This is a genomic window from Nocardiopsis sp. M1B1 (genome assembly GCF_052466615.1).
In genome coordinates, this window is sequence record NZ_CP196194.1 from 1635868 (window position 1) to 1654436 (window position 18569).

Sequence of the window (18569 nt, forward strand, 5' to 3'; positions counted from 1 at the left end):
GCGCGCCGGGGACCGGGGGCGGGGCGCCCGGTGGGGGAGGAACCGCGCGCCGGAGACCGGGGGCGGGGACGCCCGGCCGGGGCGGGCGCTACGGCGTCGTCCACAGGAGGAACCCGGGGCTGGTGCGCGCGCCCGGCCCCGGGTTGACTGGATGTAGGGGGCCCTCAGGGCCCGCCCGCACCGTGCTGCCCGCCGACCGCCGCCTCGCGACCGGAGGGCGCCCTGCTCAGGAGGTCCCGGTCGGGAAGCTCCACGGCAGGGACCGCGTCAGCTCGGCCCACTCCTGGGCGCCGATCGGGTCCATGACCGAGGTGGCGTCCACCTCCACGGGCAGGGTGGCGTTCACCTCCTCCAGCGTGCGCGCCACGTTCTCCTCGTGCGTGGCGTCGTGCTTCTCGGCCTCCTCCACGAGCACGGCGATGATCCCGCCGAGGTCGGAGATGAGCCCTTCCAGTTCGGTGCGCGACATCTCGACGTCCTCGGCGCAGTGCTCGACGGCGCCGGTCTTGACGCCCTCGTCGCCGTAGTACCAGACGGTGGCCAGCAGGCGGTCGAGGTCCCCGTCGCCGAGCCGCTCCGTGGCAACGGCCCGCTCCACGAACTCCGCGCTGGCCGGGGTCATCTCGCCCAGGCGGGTCTCGCCGCTCTCGAAGCTCACGAACCGGCTGACGACGCACTCCTTGGCCATCCGGACGCGGGTCGCCCCGGGCTGCTCGGAACCCGCGGTCTCCCCGGTCTCCGCGGGTGCCTCCTGCGCGTCCTCCCCGGCGGCGGGCTGCTCCTGCGCCGCCTCTCCGCCCTGCTCGGACGGGGCCTGGGGGGTCTGTGAGGTCTCAGAGGTCTCGGAGGCCTCGGGGGTCTCCGGAGTCTCGGGCCGTCCGACGGGGGAGGCGTCCACCGCGGTCCCGTCGGCGGAGGACGCGCTCCCGTCCGCACCGGCGGGCTCCTGCGACTCCTTCTCCCCGGTCGTTTCGGGCGCCGACTCCACGGGCTCCTGGGTGCTCCCCGCCTCGGCGGGCTGCTCCTGCGTCGCCTCGCCGCCGGAGCCTTCCTCCGAGGCGGCGCCGCCCGCCTCCCCGCCGGGCCCGTCGGCGCCGCCCGCCTCTCCGCCGGACCCCTCCTGCGCGGGCTCCTGCGCGTCCGGCCCGTCCTGCGCGGGCCCCTCGGCGGTCGGTCCCTCGCTCGTCGGCTCCTCGGCGGTCGGCTCCTCCGACCCGGGCCCCCCGGGGTCGGTCTCCCCGGTCCCCTCCGCGGGCGCCTCCTCCTTCCTGGTCAGCGACTCCGCCATCCTGACCAGTTCACCGCTGCCCCACTTGTCCGGCTGGAGGTACAGGGCCACGGCCACGCCCGGCTCGTCGAGCCAGAACAGGTCGCCGGTCTCCGGCGACAGGTAGGCCTCACTGCGCAGAGCCTCGCCCGAGTCCAGGCGTTCCAGAGTCCTCTCGGGAAGGTGGCCGTACCGGCGCTCGCGCAGGTCGTCGAGCTGCTGCATGCTGTCCGAGCGCAGGATGGAGACCCTGCCGAGCAGCTGGTCGGGTCCGCGCATCCAGGACAGCTGCGACTGCCTGTTGCCCAGCCGGTCGGTCGTGGTCGAGGCGTGTATCCCGTGCCGCTCCAGTTCGGAGGGCAGATAACCGATCTCGTAGCCGTCCAGGCTGTACGAGGAGACGCCCTGGCCGATCTCCGGCCACGCCAGCGTCCGCATGTCCTTCTCGTCGGCCGCCACCGCCCCCGGGAGACCGACCAGTCCCGACGACGCGATCGCGGCGGCGCCGAGCAGCGCGACCCACCTCTTGTGGTGCTTGCGCATGAGTGTTCCTTCCCATCGACTACTCCTAGTGATGTTCGCAGCCTCTGAGTAATCGACCATGGGCGCGGGGGTCAAAAACCGTACATGAAGTGACCAAATGGATGCATTAAGTGAGAATGTCGTCGAACTGTCGGACACATCACCAGATGATGGGCCGCGGATCACCGGCTGCTCCGCAGACGGTAACCACGAGGTCACCATCCGCACCCAATCTGAGGAAGCAGCCGACAAGTTCACGCGCACTTGGGAGGTCCGGTGCAGCGCATCGGCATCGTCGTCGCAGCCGTGTCGTTCTTCGTCGTCACCGGCGCGAGCGCATCGTCCGCGACGCAGGACACCGACCCCCGGTGGTCGGGCGTCACCAGATCCGCAGTCATCGAGTACACGACAACCGAGCGCCCGCTGATCGCCGTCTCCCACCGCGGAGCCTCCGGTCACGCGCCCGAGAACACCCTGGCCGCCCTCGACGCCGCCGACCGGCTCGGAGCCGAGACCGTGGAGGTCGACGTCCAGCGCACCAAGGACGACGTCCTCGTGCTCATGCACGACACCACCCTCGAACGCACCACCGACGTCGAGGAGGTCTTCCCCGACCGCGGCTCCTACGAAGTCGCCGACTTCACCATGGAGGAGGTCCGCGAACTCGACGCGGGCGCGTGGTTCGACGCCTCCTTCGACGGTGAGCCCGTCCCCACCTTCGCGGAGGGGCTCGACCGCCTGGAGCAGCTGGACCTCAACCTCTTCCTGGAGCTCAAGGAGCCCGGGCTCTACCCCGGCATCGAGCAGGAGATCGCCGACGAGCTGACCGGGCGCGGAACCTGGCTGGAGCCCAACCCGGACGGTGAACCCCGCCGCCTCGTCGTGCAGAGCTTCGACTGGCAGTCGGTGCGGCGCTCCAAGGACCTGCTCCCGTCCGTGCCGCACGCCCTGCTCGGGCGGGTCCCCGAGAGCAGCATCGACGAGCACGACTGGGCGCAGATGATCAACCCCAACCACACCACCATCGACGCCACCTACGTGGAGCGGGTCCACGAGGCGGGGATGGAGATCATGCCCTACACCATCAACGAGCGCTCCCGGATGGACACCGTCCTGGGCTGGAAGGTCGACGGGTTCATCACCGACTACCCCGACGTCGGCCAGGAGGCCATCGCCGCCCGGACCCAGCGGTCCCAGCCGGTGGTCAGGATCCCCGCGCTGCCCCTGCCCCGCTGACCCGCGTTCGGCCCGGGAACCGCGTCCGCCCCGGAAGGGGGCGGCGTCCCCGGACCGCGCCCGGAGCGCTCCCTGGCCCCGGACGGTGTCAGGTGGGATGATCGGTCCGACCCACACGAGGTCCCCGCCCGCGGGGAGACCGCGCCGCGGTCTCCCCGCGGGCGGGGCGTTCGGACCAGGAGGCGGACACCACGTGAGCGATCGGCTGACCATCCCCCGGGAACACGTCGACTGGCGCACCAAGGGCCTGTGGTGGACGGACGACCCGATTCCCCTTGAGGAGTTCGCGGCCCGCCGCGACCACCTGTTCACCGGCCCCTTCACCTGGCCGCTGATGGTGCTGCGCGCCTCCGCGCTGGACCGCAACGTCGCCGCGCTCGCCGACTTCGCCGAGCGCCACCGGCTGCTGTTCGCCCCGCACGGCAAGACCTCCATGGCTCCGGCCCTCATCCAGCGCCAGCTGGACGCGGGCGCCTGGGGGGTCTCCGCCGCCAGCGCCAACCAGGTCCTGGACTTCCGGCGGTTCGGCGTGCGCCGGATCCTGCTTGCCAACGAGCTGCTCGACGGCCGGGTGCTGCGCTGGGCGGCCGGTGAGCTGGACGAGGACCCCGACTTCGAGTTCCTCTTCTACGCCGACTCCGCCGAGGGGGTGGCGGTCGCCGCGGAGGCTGCCGCCGACCGGCCCGGGGCGGGCCCCGCCGGGCGGCCCCTGCGGGTGCTGGTCGAACGGGGGGTCCCCGGCGGGCGCACCGGCTGCCGCACCCGTGAGGAACTGCTCGCGGTGGCCGCGGCCGTCGCCGAGGCACCGGGCCTGGAGTTGGCCGGGGTGGCGGGCTACGAGGGATCTCTCGGCGACGCCGACGGCGTGCGCGGCTTCCTGCGCGACCTGGTCGGCGACGCCGCGGCGCTGGCCGCCCGGCACGGCCTGGACAGGCCGGTGCTGTCGGTGGGCGGCAGCGCGTGGTTCGACCTGGTCGCCGAGGAGCTCGGCGGACGCGAGGACGTCCTGCCGATCCTGCGCAGCGGCGCCTACGTGGTCCACGACGACGGCCTGTACCGGCGCACCACGCCCTACCGCCGCCTGCCCGAGGGCCCCGACGCGCTGGCCGGGGCCCTGGAGCTGTGGGCCCAGGTGACCTCCGTCCCCGAGGAGGGGCTGGCGATCGTCGGCATGGGGCGCCGCGACGCCAACCACGACCAGGGGTTCCCCGTGCCGCGCCGCCTGCGCCGCGCGGACGGTGTCACCGTGGACGCCGGGGGCGCGGAGGTGACCGACCTCAACGACCACCACGCCTACCTGAGGGTCGCTCCGGGACTGGAGGTCAGCCCCGGCGACCTGGTCTCCTTCGGGATCTCGCACCCGTGCACGGCCTTCGACCGCTGGCGGGTCCTGCCGGTGGTGGACGACGCCGACACCGTCGTGGAGATGGCGGCCACCTACTTCTGAGGCCCGGGACGGCGCCGGGCCACCGAGGCCCGGTCGCCGTCCCCGCCCGGAATGCCGGGGACGTCCTCCACCGCGGAGGCCCCCCGGGCGCCGTCGGCGGAGCCGCGGAGCCAGACGCCCCGGGAGCGCCTACGGCTCCCGGGGCCTCGGGGTCACCCCCAGCCCACCACCCCCGGGCGGGTGTGCCACGGGCGCGGCCCGTCCAGCGGCCGGTACTCCACCCCGGCCGCGTCGAGCCGCTCCAGGTGCCTCCTCAGCCGGGGCTCGAACTCGGCGTAGTCGCGCTCACCGGACGACCACACCTGCTCGGAGAAGGCCGACAGCCTGGGGAAGACCATGTAGTCCAGCCTGCGCGGCGAGTCGATGTGCTCGGTCCACACGTTCACCTGCGCGCCCAGCACGTGCGCGGCCTCCCCCTCGGTCAGCCTCGGCGGGACCGGCTCGGCCAGGTAGACGTCCTCGGTCCGCAGCAGCGTGCCCACCGGGACGGGCTCGTCGCCGGACTCGGACTGCCGGTAGTCCAGGTAGGAGGTGCGGGTGGGGCTCATGACCACGTCGTGACCGGCCCGCGCGGCCGCGACACCGCCCTCCTCGCCGCGCCACGACATCACGGTCGCCCCCGGCGCGAGCCCTCCCTCCAGGATCTCGTCCCAGCCGACCAGGCGGCGGCCGCGCGAGGTCAGGTGCTCGTCCAGCTGGCGGATGAACCAGCTCTGCAACTCGTCCTCGTCGGCCAGCCCCTCCTCCTTGATCCGCCGCTGCGCTGACGCGCTCGTCCGCCACTGGGTCTTGGGGCACTCGTCGCCGCCCACGTGCACGTACGTGCTCGGGAACAGCTCGATCAGCTCGTCCAGGACGTTGCGGTAGAACTCCAGGACGTTGTCGGTGACCGCGAGCACCTCCTCGAAGATCCCCCACTGGTCGCCGACCGGGATCCGTCCGGACTCGCCCAGCTCGGGGTAGGCGTGGATGGCAGCCTGCGAGTGGCCGGGCACGTCGATCTCGGGGACGACGGCCACGTGCCGGGCGTCGGCGTAGGCGACGATCTCGCGGATGTCGTCCTGGGTGAAGAAGCCGCCGTGCGGGCGTTCGTCGAACACCGGCGGCTTCGCGGCGCCCACCTGGCTCCGGGTCCGCCAGGAGCCCACCTCGGTCAGCTTCGGGTAGCGGCGGATCTCCACACGCCACCCCTGGTCGTCGGTCAGGTGCAGGTGCAGGACGTTGAGCTTGTGCATGGCCAGCAGGTCGATGAACCGCAGCACCTCGCGCTTGGGCACGAAGTGGCGGGCCACGTCCAGCATCACGCCCCGCCAGCGGAAACGCGGCGCGTCGGTGACGCTCACGGCGGGCAGGGCCCACTCGGCGCCGCCCAGCGGGGCGTCCCGGTAGGCGTCGGCGGGCAGCAGCTGCCGCAGGGTCTGCGCACCGTAGAACACCCCGGCGGGGTCGTTGCCCACGATGATGGCTCCCTCGGCGTCCACGATCAGCCGGTAGCCCTCGCGGCCCAGGCCCGCCTCGGGGTCCACGCTCAGCCGGATCTGCGCGCTGGCCTCGTCGCCGGTGGCCAGGGGGAGGCCGGTGGCCGCTCCGAGTTCACGCTGGAGCCACGTGAGCGTGCCCCGGGCGTCGGGGTCGGCGGACACCCTGGTCGATGCGGTCAGCGTGAGGCCCCCGGCGCCTCCGGGAACCGAGGAGTTGGGACGGGGGACGAGGGAGGGGGAAGTGTCGGGCACGGTGAACCGCTCCTATCCGGTCTAGACCAATACCGGACATAGTGTCACGTGGCTCCTCCCGGGCACACCCCCCGCGGACAAACGGTCACCCGTACCCGAAGACGACGGGGTACCGAAACCGGAGCCGGGTAGGTGCGGGCGTGGTGGGGTTACCACCACGACGGATGGGGGGCTGGCGTTATCGCCGTGGCGCGGGGCCCGTCCGTACCGTTGCCGAGACGGCGGGACACAGGGGGTTCGGGGATGCTCAGGAGACGGGGGACACCCGTGGGGCGGTGGCGCTGATGCTGGTGCCGATCCTCATCGCCGTGGCCGGGGCGTTCACCCTGGCGCTGGGTTCGGCCCTCCAGGAGCGCGACGCCGTCCGCGCCCCGGGCGGCCGGGTGGCGAAGGCGGGGTTCCTGCTGCACCTGCTGCGCCAGCCCCGCTGGATGATCGGCAGCGTGGCCGCCGTCCTGGGCGCGGGACTGCACCTGGTGGCCCTCAGCGGCGCACCGCTGACCATCATCCAGCCGATCGGCGTGACCGGCCTGCTGTTCGCCATCGTGCTGTCGGCCCTGTTCAACCGCCGCCGGGTCGGCCTCTCCCAGATCATCGCCGGAACCGCCGTCATGGTGGGCCTCACCGGGGTGATCTCCCTGTTCCCGCACACCGCCGACAGCCCCGTCATGAGCACCGGCACGGCGCTGGCGCTCACCGGGGTCGTCCTCGGCGCGGGAGCCGCCGTCCACTTCACGGCGCACCGGATGAACAACGGGGTCCGGGCCCTCCTGCTCGCCCTGGCGGGCGGGGCGGCCATGGGTACCACGTCCGGCCTGGCCCGCGTCCTGTCCGCCAACGCCGTCGGGGACTGGACCAGCCTGATCAGCTGGCTGACCCCGCTCGCGGTGGCCGCGGCGGTCTTCGGCGCCCTGCTGATGCAGAACGCCTACCGCACCGGGCACTTCACGGCCGCCTACGCGACCCTCCTGATCACCGACCCCGTGGTCGGCGTGGCCATCGGCGCCCTCCTCCTGGGCGAGGGCGCGCCGCGGACCCTTCCCGCCCAGCTCGGCGCGCTGGTCTTCGCCTGCCTCGCCGTCGCCGGAACCGTGGCCCTCGCCCAGGCGCGCCACCGCAACCCCGAGGTCGTCGCCGCAGACACCGAACGCTAAGGAGAGAGCACCATGGCCGAACGCCCGCTGCGCGTCCTGATCGCCAGCGACACCTATCCCCCCGACGTCAACGGGGCCGGATACTTCACCCACCGCCTGGCCGAGGGGCTGGCCGGGCGGGGGCACCGGGTCCACGTGGCGTGCCCCTCCGAGCGGGGCGAACCCTACGTCACGGTCAACGGCGCGGTGACCGAGCACCGCCTGCGCTCGGCGCCCATCCCCTTCATGCGCGCCGCCGTCCCGCTGGGGATGGGCGGGCACATCGCCAGGATCGTCGAGCGCCTGGACCCCGACGTCGTGCACGCGCAGAGCCACTTCCCGCTCAGCCGCGCGGCGATGCGCAGGGGCCGCGCCGCCGGCGTCCCCGTCGTGCTCACCAACCACTTCATGCCGGACAACCTGTACGCGCACGCCCGGATCCCCGCGCCGATGCAGGAACTCGCGGGCCTCCTGGCCTGGAAGGACATGGTCCGGGTGGCGGGGGAGGCCGACCACGTGACCACGCCGACCCCGCGGGCGGCCCGGCTCCTGCGGGAGAAGGGGTTCACGCGCGGGGTCGAGGCGATCTCGTGCGGGATCGACCTGGAGCGGTTCCGCCCCCACGAGGACCCCGCTGCGGCGCGGCGCCGGTTCGGGCTGCCCGACCGGGACACGATCGTGTTCGTGGGCAGGCTGGACGCGGAGAAGAGGGTCGACGACACCATCCGGGCGCTCGCGCGGATCGTGCCCGAACGCGACGCCCAGCTGGTCCTGGCGGGGACCGGCCAGCGCGAGGAGGAACTGCGCGCGCTGGCCGCGGAGCTGGGGGTGGCGGACCGGGTGTTCTTCCTGGGGTTCGTCCCGGACGAGGACCTGCCGCTGGTCTACGCGGCGGGGGACGCCTTCGCCATCGCGGGCGTGGCCGAGTTGCAGAGCATCGCCACCCTGGAGGCGATGTCCACCGGCCTGCCGGTGGTGGCCGCGGACGCGATGGCGCTGCCGCACCTGGTGGAGGAGGGGCGCAACGGGTTCCTCTTCCCGCCGGGCGACCCCGTGCGCCTGGCGGACCGGCTGCTCCTCGTGCTCGGTCCCCGGGGGCGCGTCCTGGGTGCGGCCAGCCGTGAGCTCGCGCGGCGGCACGACCACCACCGGTCCCTGGAGCGGTTCGAGGAGGTCTACACCCGTCTGCGGGGCGCGGCCCCCGCGCGGGCGGAGAGGCTGGTCGCCGCCTGAGGTGTCCGAAAGAGCCGTTTGGTTGATATTTCGATTCTTCTGCCACTTTCCGTATTCTTTGCGTAGCGACCGGTGATGTTGTCCTCCTGCGGGATACACAAGATGTTGTGTGGTTCGAAGGGATCAGTGCACAGACCGGCCGGGGCAACCCCACCGAGGGCCTCACCGATCGGCTCGTCAGCGCCGAGCGGGAGGCGGGGTTCCACGAGCGCGACATGTCGGTGTTCGAACGCGAGCGCATCGACCTGGAGCACCGGGTGAACCGGATGGAGGCCGAGCTGGAGGCACTGCGCAAAAGAAGACTGGAAGCCTACGCCCGATGGTGGAACGCCCGGGACGACCGTGACCGGGCACTCCACGTCTGCCGCAGACTGCGCCGCCGGATCGACCGGACACGCGGCAGGGAGAAGGAGTGAACGACGGCGAACGTGGTCCGACCCCCGGGGGGTTCGGGCCACGCGTCGTTCCACGGCGGCCCCCAGGAGTCCGCCCCGGTGCCAGCGGCGGGGTGCTCGTGGAGGGCGTTCTGACACGGGACCCGGCCGGATCGGCGCGGGACGGCCCGGCGTCGCCGGTCAGGCCACCGTGATCCCGGCGATCTCCCTGTTCACCTGCTGCGCGGCGTCCCTCAACGCCGCCAGCGTCACCTGCACCGCCGGTCGCCTCGCCGCCGCCGACCGCACCACCGCGTACACGTGCCGCTCGGGCGCGGACGCGGGCAGTTTCCGGTAGACGAGTCCCGCCGGGGCCCCCACCATCGCCAGGGCCGGGACCGCGGCGATCCCGATCCCGCGCGAGACCAGGCTCAGCACCGTTCCCAGCCCCTCGAACTCCCAGGCGGCGGAGGGCAGACCGCCCACCTCGGACAGGAGCCGGTCCGTTCCGTAGCGCGAACGCTCGCTCTCGGGCGTCACGATCCACGACTCGTTCAGCAGTTCCTCCAGCACCACCGGCGTCGAGGGGGCGGCCAGCGTGTGCCCCCGGGGCACCGCCAGCACCATCGGGTCGCGCATCAGGTTGATGTGCCGCAGCCCGCCCTCGGGTCCGCGCCCGGGGTGCTGTCCGGACCAGTCGTCGACCAGGGCGATGTCCACCTCCCGCGAGCGCACCTGCTGGGTCCCCGTCGCCAGCAGGGTCTGGCGCAGCAGCAGCTGCATCCCCTCGTGCCGGCGCAGCGGCGGCACCAACAGGGGCGCGAACGCCACGGCGGCGGTCGGGAACGCCGTGACGGTGACCACGCCCAGCGCCAGGTCGGACTGCTCGGCGAGCACCGACTCGGTCGCCTCCACCAGCGCCAGGATGTCCTCGGCCTGGGTCACCAGCAGCCGTCCGGCGTCCGTGAGTTCGGCGCCCCGCGCGGAGCGGTCCAGCAGCGCGACGCCCGTCTCCCGCTCCAGGGTGGCCAGTTGCTGGGACACCGCCGAGGGCGTGTAACCGAGGGCGCCGGCGGTGGCGGCGATGGTCCCCCGGACGCTGAACTCGCGGAGGACGTGCAGACGGCGCAGATCGAGCATAAGAAGATCTTACGCTCAGCATCGAAAAGACGCGCTTGTACTGATGGCCGAACCTGGGCAGTGTGTGGGGTGACGGGCCGTCTTCCCAGGTGGAGCGGCAGTCCACGCATCACCCGCATTCACGACAAACCGGAGATGAGTCCTCGATGACCGTCACTGTGTCCGCGACCCTCGCCGTCAACGAAGCGCTCGCCGAGAAGCGCCGCCAGGGAGTCCGCGTGCTCCCCCTGGGCTTCGGCGAGGCCGGACTCCCGGTCCACCCGGTCATGCGCGACCGGCTCACGGCGGGGAACGGCGCCAACGCCTACGGGCCCGTCGCCGGGTCCGCGGCCCTGCGCGAGGCCGCCGCCGGGTACTGGGAGCGCCGCGGGCTGCCCACCGACCCCGGGCTGGTCGTCGCCGGACCCGGCAGCAAGCCGCTCCTGTACAGCCTCCTGCTGGAGATCGGCGGCGACACGGCGATCGCCGCGCCCAGCTGGGTCAGCTACGCCGCGCAGTGCCGCCTGGTGGGGCAGCGGCCCGTCATGGTCCCCACCGCCACCGGCGAGGGGGGCGTACCCCAGCCGGACCTGCTGCACGCCGCCGTCACCGCCGCCCGCGAGCAGGGGCGCACGGTCAACGCCGTCATCGTCACCGTTCCCGACAACCCGACCGGCACCGTGGCCGGGGCCGACACCGTCCGGCGCCTGTGCGAGGTGGCCCGCGAACTCGACCTGGTCGTCATCTCCGACGAGATCTACCGCGACCTCGTGCACCCCGCGACCCCCGGCGAGGAGCCCGCCGAGGTGCACAGCCCCGCCGAGTACGCGCCCGAGCGCACCGTCATCTCCACCGGACTGAGTAAGAACCTGGCCCTGGGCGGCTGGCGCATCGGCGTCGTGCGCCTGCCCGACTCCGAGATCGGCCACCGCCTGCGCGGCGGGCTGCTCGGGGTGGCCAGCGAGATCTGGTCGAGCCCGGCCGCCCCGGTCCAGGAGGCCGCCGCGCACGCCTTCACCGAACCCGCCGAACTCCTCGACCACGTCGACCGCAGCCGCCGTCTGCACGGCATCGTCGCCGGGGCGGTCACCGAGGCCTTCGTCCGCGCGGGCGCGACCGTGGCCGCCCCCCGGGCGGCCTTCTACCTCTACCCCGACTTCGAGCCGGCCCGGGAGCGGCTGGCCGCCCTCCACGGCGTGGCCACCGGACCGGACCTGACCGGGCTGCTGCTGGAGCGCTTCGGGATGGGCGTACTGCCCGCCGCGGAGTTCGGGGAGGGTGCGGAAGCCCTGCGCATGCGGGTCGCCACCAGCCTGCTCTACGGCGACACCGAGGAACGCCGCTACGCGGCCCTCGCCGCCACGGACCCGCTGGCGCTGCCCTGGATCCGCGCACACCTGGACCGCCTCGACGAGGTCCTGGGCGCGCTGCTCCCCGAGGGCGCCGACGCCGGGCCCGTCCTGCGCCGGTCCACCGAACCACAGGCGGTCAGCTGACCGCTCCCCGCGTCCGCCCCGTGTAAGGGGGCGGGGCGGACGCACCGACCTCCGGCCTCCCCCGGCCGCTCCTTCCGGGGGAGGCCGGACCTGTGTCCGGCCCCGCGCGGCGGGACGCTCCGGTCGTTGGGCGGCACGCCGCTTTCCGTCCCGACGGCACGTCCCCGCCCGAGGCACCGCCGGACCCCCGCCCGGTGAGGCCACCGCGAGGACGCCGCCTCCCCCGCGCTCACCTCGGAGCGGACGGGGCGCCCTCCACCCCCGCCTCGCGCGCGGCCAGTTCCGCGCTGGAGGCGATCACCGCCCGGTAGTGGTCGAGCAGCTGCTCACCGACCGCCTCCCACGTACGGTGCTCCACCGAGGGACGCGCGCCCCGCGCCATCCGCTCACGCACCTGGCGGTTGTGGGCCAGCCGCCCCACCGCCACCCGCAGTTCGCGCACCGAGTCCGGGGCGTACAACAGCCCGTTGTGTTCGGGTACCACCAGGTCCAGCGGACCGCCCGAGGCCGGGGCCACCACCGGCACCCCCGAGGCCAGCGCCTCCTGGACGGCCTGGCAGAACGTCTCGTCGGCACCGGTGTGCACGAACACGTCCATGGACGCGTACAGGCGCGACAGGTCGCCGCCGGTGCGCTGCCCGGTGAACACCGCGTCGGGCAGGCGCCTGCGCAGCCGCGCCCGTTCGGGGCCGTCCCCCACCACGACCAGCCTGATCCCGCGCAGGCGGGACACGTGTTCCAGCATCTCCACCCGCTTGTCCCTGGCCAGCCGCCCCACGTAGCCCACGATCGTCTCCCCGTTCGGCGCGAGCCTGCGCCGCAGTTCCTCGTCGCGGTGCGCGGGGGAGAAGCGCCGGGCGTCGACCCCGCGGCGCCACAGGTCCAGGCGGGGGAACCCGCGCGCGGACAGCGCCTCCATGGTGGCCGAGGACGGCGCGAGCGTGCGGTCCACCGCGGCGTGCGTGCGCCGCAGCAGCGACCACAGGGCGTCCCCGCCGGGCAGGCGGTAGCGCCCGGCGAAGCCGGGGAGGTTGGTCTGGAAGACCGCCACGGTCGGCAGCGCCCACCGGCGGGCGGTCTCCACGGCAGCCGCCCCGAGCAGGGCGGGCGAGGCCAGGTGCAGCACATCGGGGGAGAAGGCGCGGATCGCTGCGGTCATCACCCGCCGTGCGGGCAGCCCCACGGAGAAGTCGCGGTAGAACGGCAGGGGCACGGAGGGCAGCCGGACCACCGGGAAACCCGCGTAGGAGGAGGGGCCCGGCCCGGGGGCCAGCACCAGGGCCTCGTGGCCGCGCGCGGCGAGCAGGTCGGCGACCCGGCACACGGAGTTGGTCACCCCGTTGACCTGGGGGAGGAAGGACTCCGTCACGATCGCCACCCTCAGCCGGCCCCGGGCGTCGGCCGGGGGCACGCGGTCGAGCGGGGGCGTGTGGGCCGCCGCAGCGCGGTGCCCGGCAGCGGGAACGCGAGCGGACGCGTGGTCGGCCGCGTTCCGGGGAGCGGCCGAGGGCACGGAGGGTGCGCGTGCGGCCGGGGGGTGGTGAGCGGCCGGGGACGTGCGCGTGGCCGGAGACGTACGGTCGGTCGGGGACATGCGGGTGGCTCCCAACGCCGGGGGGACGGCTGCCTACGCCGGGGACGGCTGTCTCCGACGCTAGGCTCGTGGGGTGAACCTCGGTTTGGGTACGGGGGAACCGCGCCCGAAGACCAGGCGTGGGCAGTCCGAGCGGTCGGTGACCGCGTCCGTGTGCCCGTGTGTCCGCCGGGTGACTCTCCGGTGGATATGATTGCTGAATGTAGCCAATATATTGCTCTAAGGAGTCATGCGGTGACCCTCGTGGAATGGGCCGAAGCAGTCCGAAGTGAACTGGGCCTGACCGGCACCGAACCCCTCCGCAAGGAGGACGTCGACCGGGTGCTCGACCTCGCCCGGGACGCCGCCCACTCCGTGGCCCGGCCCGCCGCGCCCCTGACCACCTACCTCCTGGGTGTGGCGGTGGGTCAGGGCGCGGACCCCGACGAGGCCGCGGCGGCCCTCAGCAGGCTCGCTCTGGCCCAGGTCGACGAGGAGGACCGCGCCTGACACCCCGCCACCGTCCGCGCCGGTCGGGGCGGCCCCGGCCGTACCGGCCGCCTCCGGCCGTGCCCTCGCGGCCGCGTCCGTGAGGAACACGGCGCCCGGAACCCGCCTCGTTCGCAGCGGATGGTCGTGGTCGTATCGGCCAGCAGTCCGTACCGGCCGCATCCGACAGCGTCGTGCTCCGGACAGCGTCGCGCGTGGGCCGCGCCGGCTCCACCGGTGCCCTCGGGTCCGCCGCCGTCCGGACGCAGCCCCGGAGTCCGGCCCCCGACCAGCGCGTAAGCCCCGGGAGGACACTGCCCCCGCCCGGGCGGTACGCGGAAATGGAACCGGAAGTTCCCGAAGAAACAGGCATGTGGAACACGTGTGATGTGTTTGTTACGCGTCGATGCGATTCTTTGCCGGTATCGCGGGCCTCCACCAGTGCCGAAGCGATCGAGAGGGCGTCGGATCCCCCGTACTCCAGTACCGGCGGCCCCTCGTCCCCACACACTCACCGATAGGGAGATCCCCTGTGGACCAGCTCCTCGAAATGGCTGGCATCGTCAGCAGCATCGTCTGGGGGCCCTTCGTCCTCATTCCGCTGCTGTTCGGTGTCGGCCTGTTCCTCACCGTCCGCCTCCGCGTGCTCCAGCTCCTGCGGCTGCCGCACGCGCTGTGGCTCGCCCTCGTCCGGCGCAAGGAGGACGCCTCCGTCGAGGGCGACATCTCCCACTACCAGGCGCTGAGCACGGCCCTGGCCGCCACCGTCGGCGTCGGCAACATCGCCGGTGCCGCGCTCGCCATCGGCGTCGGCGGACCCGGCGCGCTGTTCTGGATGTGGGTCGTCGGCTTCCTCGGCATGGCCACCAAGTACAGCGAGGCCCTCCTGGGCGTGAAGTTCCGCCGCACCGACTCCAAGGGAGAGCAGAGCGGCGGCCCGATGTACTACCTCAAGTACGGGATCCCCGGCGGCCTGGGCACCACCCTGGGCGTGGCCTTCGCGGTCTTCGGCGCCATCGCCGCCTTCGGCATCGGCAACGGCACCCAGGCCAACGCCGTCTCGCAGCAGATCACCAGCGTCACGCCGCTGGAGCCGTGGATGGTGGGCCTGGCCCTCGTGGTCCTCGCGGGCGCCGTCATCCTCGGCGGTATCAAGAGCATCGGCCGCGTCGCCTCCGGCCTCGTGCCGATCATGATCATCGGCTACGTGGGCGTCTGCCTGGTCATCCTGGCCGCCAACTGGGCCGCCATCCTCCCCGCGCTCCAGCTCGTGGTGACCGACGCCTTCACCGGCACCGCGGCCACGGGCGGCTTCGCCGGGGCGGGCATCATGCTCGCCATCCAGATGGGTTTCGCCCGCGGCATCTTCTCCAACGAGTCGGGCCTGGGCACCGGCGCCATCGCCGCCGCCGCGGCCAAGACCACCCAGCCTGTCCGCCAGGCCATGGTCTCGATGACCCAGACCTTCATCGACACCATCATCGTGGTCACCATGACCTGCCTGGTCATCATCACCACAGGTGTCTGGTCCGCCGGTGGCGAGGACGGCTCGCTGATGACCAGCAGCGCGGTCTCCGAGGGCCTGGGGTCGATCAACCCCGCGCTCGCCCCGGCCGGCACCGTCATCGTGGCCGTCGCGGTGGCCGTGTTCGCCTTCACCACCCTGCTCGGGTGGGCCTACTACGGCGAGCGCTGCATGGTGTTCCTGGGCGGCCGCCGCCTGGTCCTGCCCTACCGCCTGGTGTTCATCGCCGTCATCTACGTGGGCTCGGTCGCCAGCCTGGACTCGGTCTGGCTGTTCAGCGACATCGCCAACGGCCTGATGGCCCTGCCCAACCTCATCGGCCTCCTGCTGCTGTCCCCGGTCATCGCGGCGGAGACGCGCAAGTTCTTCGCCCACCCCGACTGGAGGGACCCGGACAAGGTCATGGAGGACGTGACCAAGGTCTGACCCGGTAGGGGCCGCGAGCCCCACCGGAGGACGGAACGGGGAGGGGGGACCGGCGCGGAGCCGGTCCCCCCTCGGCGTTCCCTCCTCCGGACGCCGCTGCTACCACCAGGCGTGGAAATGGTGCACCGGGCCCTGCCCGCCGCCCGCGTCGATCTCGTCGGCGCGCCGGATGGCCTCGGTCAGGTAGTCCTTGGCGTCGCCCACCGCGGCGGCCACGTCCGGCCGCTGCGGCAGCAGGGCCGCGATCGAGGAGGAGAGCGTGCACCCGGTGCCGTGCGTGTTGCGGGTGGCCACCCTCGGGGCGCGGAACTCGACCGGGTCGGCGTCCCGGGAGACCAGGACGTCGACGCTCTCCCCGCCGGGCAGGTGGCCGCCCTTGAGCAGGACCCGGCGCGGGCCGAGATCCAGCAGCCGCCAGGCCTGGGCGCGCATCGACGCCAGGTCGGTCGCCTCGGGCTCCTCCAGCAGGTCCGCGGCCTCGGGCAGGTTCGGGGTGACCAGGTCCGCGCGGGGCAGGAGCTTGGTGCGCAGCGCGTCGACGGCCGAGGCCTCCAGCAGCCGGTCCCCGCTCTTGGCGACCATCACCGGGTCCACCACCACGTTCGGCAGCGTGTGGCGGTCGATCGCCTCGGCCACGGCCTCGGTGACCTCCGAGGTGCCCAGCATGCCCACCTTGACCGCATGCACGACGGCGTCGGTGAAGAGGGTGTCCATCTGGTGGGCGACGAAGTGCGCGGGGATCGGGTGGACCCCGGTGACGCCGAGCGTGGACTGGGCGGTCAGCGCGGCGATCACCGTCATCCCGAAGGTCCCGTGCGCGGAGAAGGCCTTGAGGTCAGCCTGGACGCCCGCGCCCCCGCTGGGGTCGCTGCCGGCGATGGACACGATGTTGTACGCGCTCATGGCGTTCCTTCGCTAGTGCTAACTAGGGCAGGTTCGACGGGTGTGCTCTCAGCCGGGAACGTGTCCCGGCACCCCGCGCCTCCGGAGCCGCGTCGGCGGCCCCGGTCATTATGTGTTTGTGGTGCGTTCCGGGCAGGATACCCACAGAACGCCGAAGGGGTCCGCCCGGGGATGCGGGCGGACCCCTGGAGGGGTTCACGGGGAGCGGGGGCTCAGGTGGAGGTGTCCTGGTTGCGGCGGTTCCGGGCCAGTTTGCGGACGCGCACGACGACGAACCACAGCACGAGCAGGCCGATGGCCGCGAGCACGACGTTGCTGATCAGGCCGCTCCAGCGGGCCAGGGCGGGCTCGACGGCCGGGCCGAAGACGTAGCCCAGGCCGATCCAGATCGTGTTCCACACCCCGGAGCCGATGACCGTGTACAGGGAGAACCTGAACAGGGGCATTCGCTCGATCCCGGCCGGGACCGAGATGACGCTGCGCACGACCGGCACGCAGCGGCCCAGGAGGACGGCGGCGCCGCCGTACCGGGCGAAGAAGCGCTCGGCCTTGTGGAAGTCCTCGATCTCCAGCAGCGGCGTCTTCTCGAACAGCCAGGCGGTGCGGTCACGGCCCAGGAGCGCGCCGACCGCGTAGAAGCCCCACCCGCCGACCAGCGCGCCGACCGTCGCCCACGTGATGGCGAGCCACACGTTCATCTGTCCGGAGTAGGCCAGGAACCCGGCGCCGGGCAGGACCGCCTCGCTGGGGACCGGAGGGAAGAAGGTTTCGATCAGGAGCGCCAGGCCGACACCGGGCTCGCCCAGGGTCGTCATCAGGCTCAGGACCCATCCGATGAAACCCTCGTACTCGGGGACGTGCCCGCTCCCCGTCGCGGGGGCCGCGGCCGCCAGCAGACGTGTTGTCATGAGGTCGTCGTTCCCGTTCTCAGACGCCGGTGGGAATCCGGCGGAGTTCGGCCTCCTCCATCCGGAGGCGCTTGCGGCGCTCCCAGACGATGGCCGCCGCCACGATCGCGAAGCCGACCGCCATCAGGGCGACCGTCACCGGGACCTCGGTGGGGGCCAGGAACGTGCGGTCCTCGTCCTGCCAGGGCCACAGGGCCCGCAGAGAACCGGCCATGAGGCCCGTGAGGACCACCAGGGTCATGTGGTGGAAGTTCTCCAGCAGGTGCTGGAGCAGCTTCACGAACAGCGACAGGCCCGTGAGCATGCCGAGCGCGAACACCGAGAGGTAGGCGATGTCCATGTCCCCGACCGCGCTGATCGTGGGCTCGTACAGGCCCAGCGTGAGCAGGATGAAGGATCCGGACAGTCCGGGCAGGACCAGGGCGCAGACGGCCACCGCCGCGGCCAGGAAGACGATCACCGGGTGGGTGGGCAGATTGGCGCCGGGCAGGCCGGTGAGGAAGAACGCGCCCGCGGCGAAGACCAGGGCGACGAGGTAGTGCGAGGCCCGCCACTTCTGGCCCGCGCCGGTGTAGGGGATCCACAGGCAGGCCAGGACCAGGCCGAAGAACAGCGCGTACGCGTACTGGGTGTGGGCCTCGACCAGCGGGGCGAGGATCACGGCCGCCATGCCGAGGAAGGCCACCATGCCGACGAGCGCGGGGATCAGCACGCTCCAGTCCACCTGGCGGAACTGCTCCTGGGCGCGCTCCCTCCCGCGTCCGCGCGGGACGTCGGCGACGTAGCGCCTGACACCGCTGACCATGTGGCCGGCGCCGCCGATGAGCTTGTCGTAGAGGCCGACGATGAGGGCGACCGTTCCGCCGCTGATACCGGGAAGGGCCTCCGAGGCGCCCACGGCGCCGCCGCGCACCGCGTTGAAGATGTAGCTGCCTACTGAGTTGGGCATCTGGGTTCTTGGGCGCGCTCCGGGCGGAGCCCGGGAAGGCGCGCCGTCCTCCGTCCTAGTGGTGTCACCGCACGCGCACCGTGTGCACGGGTGGAGGGGTGGGTCAAAGGTGGTCCCCGCGGTCCACGGCCACGACCGGAGGCTAGGCGGGACCGGTCGGACCCGGTCGGGTGTGTGCGACCCGGAACGGGCGGGGGAGGGAAAACCGTGGGGCCCGGGACCAGGCGACGCCAGTC

Annotated in this window: 15 protein-coding genes and 1 riboswitch; of the genes, 8 read left to right on the top strand and 7 right to left on the bottom strand. The window is 73.0% G+C overall.

Annotated features, from left to right (window positions below):
- Window positions 1–226: 226 nt before the first annotated feature.
- Window positions 227–1810 carry a hypothetical protein gene (locus ACSTA4_RS07150; RefSeq protein ID WP_444962883.1) on the bottom strand — a complete coding sequence of 528 codons (1584 nt, stop codon included), beginning with the start codon at window positions 1808–1810 and terminating at the stop codon, window positions 227–229.
- A 255-nt stretch (window positions 1811–2065) separates the two neighbouring features.
- On the opposite strand from ACSTA4_RS07150, the gene ACSTA4_RS07155 reads away from it, so the two are divergent.
- Window positions 2066–3025: a glycerophosphodiester phosphodiesterase gene (locus ACSTA4_RS07155; RefSeq protein ID WP_444962884.1), complete on the top strand. Its 960-nt coding sequence runs from the start codon at window positions 2066–2068 to the stop codon at window positions 3023–3025.
- 193 nt (window positions 3026–3218) lie between these two features.
- Complete coding sequence (locus ACSTA4_RS07160; RefSeq protein ID WP_444962885.1) at window positions 3219–4472, top strand: alanine racemase; 1254 nt, start codon at window positions 3219–3221, stop codon at window positions 4470–4472.
- 152 nt (window positions 4473–4624) lie between these two features.
- Here ACSTA4_RS07160 and ACSTA4_RS07165 read toward each other — a convergent pair whose 3' ends face one another.
- Complete coding sequence (locus ACSTA4_RS07165; RefSeq protein WP_444962886.1) at window positions 4625–6205, bottom strand: beta-N-acetylhexosaminidase; 1581 nt, start codon at window positions 6203–6205, stop codon at window positions 4625–4627.
- Between the two features lie 284 nt (window positions 6206–6489).
- Between ACSTA4_RS07165 and ACSTA4_RS07170 the strand changes: the two genes are divergently transcribed.
- From ACSTA4_RS07170 to ACSTA4_RS07180, 3 genes are all read left to right on the top strand, one after another.
- Entirely contained in the window at window positions 6490–7359 is an 870-nt protein-coding gene (locus tag ACSTA4_RS07170) for a DMT family transporter (RefSeq protein ID WP_444962887.1), read from the top strand.
- A 12-nt stretch (window positions 7360–7371) separates the two neighbouring features.
- Window positions 7372–8571 (top strand): glycosyltransferase, encoded by a 1200-nt coding sequence (locus ACSTA4_RS07175; protein WP_444962888.1) that lies wholly within the window; start codon window positions 7372–7374, stop codon window positions 8569–8571.
- Window positions 8572–8678: 107 nt separating this feature from the next.
- On the top strand, window positions 8679–8987 hold the full coding sequence (locus ACSTA4_RS07180; protein ID WP_013151635.1) for a hypothetical protein: 309 nt from the start codon (window positions 8679–8681) through the stop codon (window positions 8985–8987).
- Window positions 8988–9146: 159 nt separating this feature from the next.
- Here ACSTA4_RS07180 and ACSTA4_RS07185 read toward each other — a convergent pair whose 3' ends face one another.
- Complete coding sequence (locus tag ACSTA4_RS07185) at window positions 9147–10085, bottom strand: LysR family transcriptional regulator (protein WP_444962889.1); 939 nt, start codon at window positions 10083–10085, stop codon at window positions 9147–9149.
- A gap of 146 nt (window positions 10086–10231) precedes the next feature.
- Between ACSTA4_RS07185 and ACSTA4_RS07190 the strand changes: the two genes are divergently transcribed.
- Window positions 10232–11560, top strand: a complete 1329-nt coding sequence (locus tag ACSTA4_RS07190; RefSeq protein ID WP_444962890.1) for a pyridoxal phosphate-dependent aminotransferase — start codon at window positions 10232–10234, stop codon at window positions 11558–11560.
- Window positions 11561–11789: 229 nt separating this feature from the next.
- Here the strand turns inward: ACSTA4_RS07190 and ACSTA4_RS07195 are convergent, their stop codons facing one another.
- Entirely contained in the window at window positions 11790–12929 is a 1140-nt protein-coding gene (locus tag ACSTA4_RS07195) for a glycosyltransferase family 4 protein (protein WP_444962891.1), read from the bottom strand.
- A gap of 459 nt (window positions 12930–13388) precedes the next feature.
- Between ACSTA4_RS07195 and ACSTA4_RS07200 the strand changes: the two genes are divergently transcribed.
- Window positions 13389–13643, top strand: coding sequence for a DUF6457 domain-containing protein (locus ACSTA4_RS07200; RefSeq protein WP_248773933.1), 255 nt, complete (start codon window positions 13389–13391; stop codon window positions 13641–13643).
- A gap of 511 nt (window positions 13644–14154) precedes the next feature.
- Window positions 14155–15573 carry an alanine/glycine:cation symporter family protein gene (locus ACSTA4_RS07205; protein ID WP_444962892.1) on the top strand — a complete coding sequence of 473 codons (1419 nt, stop codon included), beginning with the start codon at window positions 14155–14157 and terminating at the stop codon, window positions 15571–15573.
- 99 nt (window positions 15574–15672) lie between these two features.
- On the opposite strand, the gene thiD is transcribed toward ACSTA4_RS07205, so the two are convergent.
- The 3 genes from thiD to ACSTA4_RS07220 form a co-directional block, all read right to left on the bottom strand.
- Complete coding sequence (gene thiD / locus ACSTA4_RS07210; protein ID WP_444962893.1) at window positions 15673–16476, bottom strand: bifunctional hydroxymethylpyrimidine kinase/phosphomethylpyrimidine kinase; 804 nt, start codon at window positions 16474–16476, stop codon at window positions 15673–15675.
- Window positions 16464–16562, bottom strand: a riboswitch (TPP riboswitch). (Overlaps the previous gene by 13 nt.)
- A 126-nt stretch (window positions 16563–16688) precedes the next feature.
- Complete coding sequence (locus tag ACSTA4_RS07215; protein ID WP_444962894.1) at window positions 16689–17384, bottom strand: DedA family protein; 696 nt, start codon at window positions 17382–17384, stop codon at window positions 16689–16691.
- 19 nt (window positions 17385–17403) lie between these two features.
- Window positions 17404–18333: a DUF368 domain-containing protein gene (locus tag ACSTA4_RS07220; RefSeq protein ID WP_444962895.1), complete on the bottom strand. Its 930-nt coding sequence runs from the start codon at window positions 18331–18333 to the stop codon at window positions 17404–17406.
- Window positions 18334–18569 lie beyond the last annotated feature (236 nt).